Genomic DNA, 4,387 nt, shown 5'->3' on the forward strand with positions numbered 1-4,387 from the left:
CTCACGAACGCTTCCTATTCCCTGAAGAGGTCCTCCCACGTGGTAACGCTCTCTAAATCAATGGGGAGGTGAACCCACAGCCAAGCAAAGCTGGCGGCTTTTCCGGTAAGCTGCCTTTGTTCACTCAGCAGCAGGTGGGATGATGGAACCCCCAAAAGGTTCCGATCATCCCGAAAGCCTCGCCGGCTGAGACTTATCCCCCATCGGGAGGAGGTGTTTGTGTCCCACAGTTGTATTGTTGAGGGTCTGCCACTTGCGGAGAAAGCCTCTTAACACGTCTTTGCGCTGCCTTCAGCGGCGCGAGCTGTGACAGATCGCTGAGGTTCCGACAATCACCGGACCCGACGAGAGCCCCTGGCCAGGACTCCTGGCCAGGGGCATCGTTTCTGATCAGCCTCCAACCTGGTGTGTGACATACTGAACTTGCTCACACCAGCTAGGGACTTCTCGCCATGGCGCTTGAGGAAGCGGCAATCAACACCAAACTGCAAGAACTCGGTACGGGCTGGCAACGTCACGGGAAACGCCTGGTTCTCTGTGGAACGTTCAGGAATTTCGTAGATGCCATGGCCTTCGCACAGGCCATCACGCCCCTTGCAGAAAGTCAGGGCCACCATCCTGACTTGGAGATTGGCTGGGGGCGTTGCACAGTACTGCTCACAACACATGATGCGGGTGGGCTAACCGAGAAGGATTTCAACTTGGCAAAAGCTATTGACTGCATTCGGTGAACCAAACTCTGTGACGCAGAGACTAGGCTTTCCTCCCCGGCAGAAAGAAACCTGGCCCACGGATTAAGAGCAATCCCCGGTCATACCGGGGATTGCTGGCCTGCATCAGGCATCCCAACGCTCTGGACGGGAGGATTGATCCAGCTTGCGCAAGGAATCTTCCCAGGAATCCACAGGTGGTGTTTGGGGTGAGGACTGCTGTGGAACGGCGCTGGGGAGATTGGCCGGTGCAGGGGTGGCGACAGGCGCAGATTGTGGGATGGGAGGCCTACCAGGTGCCGGAGGCGCAGCCGGAGCGGCCACTGGCGTTGGTGGTGGAGCCGGAATTGGTGTTGGAATTGGCGCCGGGGCAACGGGAGGTGCTGGAGGCACCGATGGGGAAGCCACCGGAGCATCCTGGGCAGCAACGGAGGCTGTTGTCTCCAGTTCCAGGACTGGAGTGGAAGATACGGGAGCGGTAGCGGATGGCTCCTCCGGTGCCTCCCCAGGGACAGATACACCTGCCATCATGTCTTCCGAGCGATGCTTGGGAATCAGGCGAATGCCTTTCCGTTCCAGCTTGATGTCAAACTCATCTCCTGGCTTTAACCCCAGCACAGAGGTGTAGGCCTTGCCGACGAGTAAGTTGCCGTTGAAATGCACCTTGGCAGTGTAGCTGAGCTTGCGGCCTACTGAATCTCTACGGCTAGCGCTTTCCCCAGCGCCACCGAAGCTCATCCCCTTGGCTTCCAGCAGTGCCTCATAGAAGGACGTGTAGTTTAGACGCTGAGAGCCGTCCTTACGGGGACTAACGTAGCCACATGCCCGCACCACCTCTGATTTGGGCATAGAACCCAGCTCTTTGACTTTGGACAGCAGTTCAGAACCTCGAAGCATGTTTAGATACTCGATGGGTACACTTCATATCCTAACATAATCGTCTTAGTGTTGATGCCATCTGAACTGTGAGAAGATAGTTGAGATTGCCAACAGCATGGGTTCAGCAGTTGATCAAGCATCCACCAGACCCCTGGCGATGGCCATAAGGAAACGGACAACCATGGCGTTGATTCTCGTGACAAAAGCCCCCTGTCTGTACTGTACGGACCACCATCTTGTCCAAAGACGGGTTACGGCTCAACCGCAGGCAATCATGGCCACTGGGGTGTTTGTCTACATTGACTCGGGCTGAACGGATGCATGCAACCCAGGCCGGCATGGCAAGAAGGCTTACGACGTTGAGGGTGGCCCTGGTTCACCCATGGGTCTTCTTTGGCCTGGCCAGTGTTGCCGGGGCGCTGGCTGGTCTCAGTGTGGTCCCTTGGGGGGCACCTCCGCTGCTGTGGTTGACCCTGATTCCCCTCTGGGAGGCCGTGGGTCGCCGCTCGATTGCCCAAGGCCTGATGCCGGCGGCTGGTTGGGGTGGGGCTGCTTTACTCACGAGCCACATCTGGCTGCTTTGGCTTCATCCTCTGGGCTGGCTGGGTGTCCCCAACCCGTTGAGCCGTCCGCTCACCGTGTTGCTCTGGTTGCTGGTGGGTGGTGGCGGGTCGTTGGTTGTGGGCCTTTGGTGGTGGCTGGCGCGCTTTTACCCGTTGCCAGGGTACCGCGGTGCATTGACCATGGCCCTGCTGTGGGGATGCGGTGAGGTGCTGCTGGCCCATGGTCCCCTGTTCTGGCTGGGACTGAGTACGGTAGCGGCGCCCTATGATCGCGCCCTGGCTGGTCTCGGCAGCTTGGCGGGGCCAGGGTTATTGGCGGCTGTTCAGGTATTGGCTGGCTGGTGGCTCTGGCGTTTCTGCAAGGCTCCGTCAGGTGAGCGCAGTCGCTGGTTGGCCGGAGGAGCCGTAATGGTCATTGCACTCCATAGTCTTGGACTCATGGCCCTGGTGGACATCCAGGGGTCGCCAATTCGCATGGGGGTGCTGCAACCGGTGATTCCGACGCGGCAGAAATTCACCTGGACAGCCGTGGTGGCGCTGGAGCGACGCCTCACCCTGGCCATGAACCGCGCTGTTCAACGGGGAGCACCCTGGTTGCTCCTTCCTGAAGGAACCCTGGCCCTGGATCAGTCCCCTCCCACGGTGGAAGGCATTGGACTGGTCACCGGTGGGTTTCGCCGTGAACAGAGGGGTCTGCGCAGCAGCCTGCTGGTGTACCCGGCTGGCGCCCGTGATCCCACCATGGCTTTGGATAAACACCGCTTGGTGCTGCTGGGAGAATGGCTTCCATGGCGTGGATTGCTGGCCAATGACGGCCTTTCTGCGGTTGGCGGTCTCCAACCAGGGCCAGCGGAGCGGCTTTTGGAGGGCAAGCCCTTGCCATGGCGGGCCGGGGTGGCCATCTGCTACGAAATCAGCCAGGCCCACGGCTTGGCGGAGGCGACCCACGATGGGGCCCAATTGCTGCTGGCTGTGGCCAACCTGGATCCCTATCCCAGGCTGTTGCACCAGCAGTTTCTGGCCCTTGCCCAGCAACGGGCCATCGAAAACGGCCGTTGGCTGGTGGTGGTCAGCAACACCGGGCCTACAGCCCTCATCAACAGTCAAGGGAAAATCACAGCGCAACTGGATCCCGCCGTGGTGGCCTCCACCGTCTGGGACGTCCCCCTGGGCACAGCGCTCACCCCCTATAGCCGTATAGGGGACTGGCCTCTCATGATCTCTGGCCTGCTGTTGGCGCTCAACCGCCGCCCCGTGAATCAGCCCGCCAGCCCGTGAAACACCCCGCCAACCACGGCAAGCCTGGCTGGGTGGTGACGGTGATGAATGGAGCCAAGGAGACTCGAACTCCTGACCCCCTGCATGCCATGCAGGTGCTCTACCAACTGAGCTATGGCCCCGGTGGGATGTTTGGGGAAAACTCCCCAGGTGACCCAGTAGGAAAACATATAGCAGATCCTTGACCAGATGCGCAAGACCTGCACAGCACCACGCCAGGGCCACAGCCTTAAACTGGCAGCAGTTGATCAATGGCGGGCTGCGGGGATTCAGTTGCTGGGGAACGGCTTTGCTGACGACGCTCTGGAGCCTGGCTGGTGCTGCCCAGGCGCAACCCTTTAATGCCGTGGTTGTGTTTGGTGATAGCCTGAGTGATCCGGGCAATGCGGCAGACCTGCAGAACCGGCAGGCGCCGCCCCGTCTTCAATATCCTGAAGGCACGAATTTCTCCACCAATCCCGACTGGGTCTGGACCCAGTACGTTGAGAAGTTTTACGGAGGACCAGGGAAGCATCGGTCATTGAAGAAGGGAGGGACAAATTATGCTATGGGTGGCGCTTGCATCAGCACAGAGCCCGACTCAACCAGAGGATGCAGCCAACAGGGATCGGCGCAAAGTCAAATGATGAGGCATCTGGCAGACCATGGAGGCGCTGATCCGGATTCGCTTTACATTTTATGGGGTGGCTCCAATGATCTTAACCTTGTGGGGCCTGAAGGATCTTTGACGGCAGTAGGGCAAGCTTTGGGCCTGGGATCCCCGTCTGCCGTCACAGACGGCGTCTATGTGCTCTCTCATCAATTAAACAACCTGAGCAGGCGTTCCAGAAGAGCAGCACTAGACTATTTACAACAAATCAAATTCCTGTAGGATCAAGATGCAGAGACTATTGGGCACCTTGAAAAATCGTCCTCTCCCCGCCTGGAAAAATCTGCTGGCTTACGTAAACCCTTTTC

Annotated in this window: 5 protein-coding genes, 1 tRNA gene and 1 pseudogene; 4 read left to right on the forward strand and 3 right to left on the reverse strand. The window is 58.9% G+C overall.

Annotation, left to right across the window (positions count from 1 at the left end; genetic code table 11):
* Positions 1-452: 452 nt before the first annotated feature.
* Entirely contained in the window at positions 453-731 is a 279-nt protein-coding gene (locus FLM9_RS02945; RefSeq protein WP_074457187.1) for a 4a-hydroxytetrahydrobiopterin dehydratase, read from the forward strand.
* Positions 732-919: 188 nt separating this feature from the next.
* Positions 920-1,192, forward strand: coding sequence for a hypothetical protein (locus FLM9_RS08505; RefSeq protein WP_257242976.1), 273 nt, complete (start codon positions 920-922; stop codon positions 1,190-1,192).
* A gap of 49 nt (positions 1,193-1,241) precedes the next feature.
* Here the strand turns inward: FLM9_RS08505 and FLM9_RS08510 are convergent.
* Positions 1,242-1,607, reverse strand: a pseudogene (locus FLM9_RS08510) (AbrB family transcriptional regulator); the annotation flags it as partial.
* Between the two features lie 320 nt (positions 1,608-1,927).
* On the opposite strand from FLM9_RS08510, the gene FLM9_RS02955 reads away from it, so the two are divergent.
* A complete protein-coding gene (locus FLM9_RS02955; protein ID WP_257242975.1) occupies positions 1,928-3,430 on the forward strand; it encodes an apolipoprotein N-acyltransferase in 1,503 nt (500 codons plus the stop codon).
* A gap of 49 nt (positions 3,431-3,479) precedes the next feature.
* On the opposite strand, the gene FLM9_RS02960 is transcribed toward FLM9_RS02955, so the two are convergent.
* Together FLM9_RS02960 and FLM9_RS02965 are read right to left on the reverse strand one after the other, a co-directional pair.
* Positions 3,480-3,552 (reverse strand) — tRNA-Ala (locus FLM9_RS02960).
* 107 nt (positions 3,553-3,659) lie between these two features.
* Complete coding sequence (locus FLM9_RS02965) at positions 3,660-3,944, reverse strand: hypothetical protein (RefSeq protein WP_143324570.1); 285 nt, start codon at positions 3,942-3,944, stop codon at positions 3,660-3,662.
* On the opposite strand from FLM9_RS02965, the gene FLM9_RS08720 reads away from it, so the two are divergent.
* Positions 3,825-4,301, forward strand: coding sequence for an SGNH/GDSL hydrolase family protein (locus FLM9_RS08720; RefSeq protein WP_368794369.1), 477 nt, complete (start codon positions 3,825-3,827; stop codon positions 4,299-4,301). The genes FLM9_RS02965 and FLM9_RS08720 overlap by 120 nt on opposite strands.
* Positions 4,302-4,387 lie beyond the last annotated feature (86 nt).

Origin of the sequence: Candidatus Synechococcus spongiarum (assembly GCF_900047545.1) — a bacterium.
GTDB lineage: Bacteria > Cyanobacteriota > Cyanobacteriia > PCC-6307 > Cyanobiaceae > Synechococcus_B > Synechococcus_B spongiarum_C.